Source organism: Myxococcus sp. CA051A (assembly GCF_013336705.1).
Classification (GTDB): domain Bacteria; phylum Myxococcota; class Myxococcia; order Myxococcales; family Myxococcaceae; genus Myxococcus; species Myxococcus llanfairpwllgwyngyllgogerychwyrndrobwllllantysiliogogogochensis.
In genome coordinates, this window is sequence record NZ_JABUMS010000080.1 from 1 (window position 1) to 499 (window position 499).

General features: G+C 68.9%; 1 protein-coding gene. It reads left to right on the forward strand.

Annotation, left to right across the window (positions count from 1 at the left end):
- Positions 1 to 499 (forward strand): condensation domain-containing protein (locus HUA74_RS44995; RefSeq protein ID WP_174459517.1); only part of this gene is annotated, 499 nt, incomplete at both ends.

The following is a 499-nucleotide window of genomic DNA, read 5'->3' on the forward strand; positions in this document are numbered from 1 at the left end:
CGCTGGCGGACGACCTCTATCCGCTGTCGCCCATGCAGCAGGGCATGCTCTTCCACACCCTCACGGCCCCGGGCTCCGGCGTCTACGTCACGCAGTTGGCGTGGACCTTCGGCGGCGCCGTGGACATGACCGCTTTCCGTCGCACCTGGGAAGCCGTCATCCAGCGGCAGCCCTCGCTGCGCACGTCCTTCGTCGCCGAGGATGCCGACCAGCCCCTCCAGTGGGTCCACCCGGAGGCCACCCTCCCCTGGGAGGAGCACGACTGGCGCGGCGCGGATGAGGCCGAGCAGCAGAGCCGCTTCGAGACCCTCGTCTCCGAGGACCGTGCTCGTGGCTTCGACCTGCGCACACCACCGCTGCTGCGACTGACGGTCATCCGCACGGATGAGCGCACGTGGCGCATCCTCTGGACGCTGCACCACCTCATCGTGGATGGATGGAGCCTCGGGCTCCTCTTCCAGGAACTCTTCACCACCTACGAGCAGGTCCGCTCCGGCCG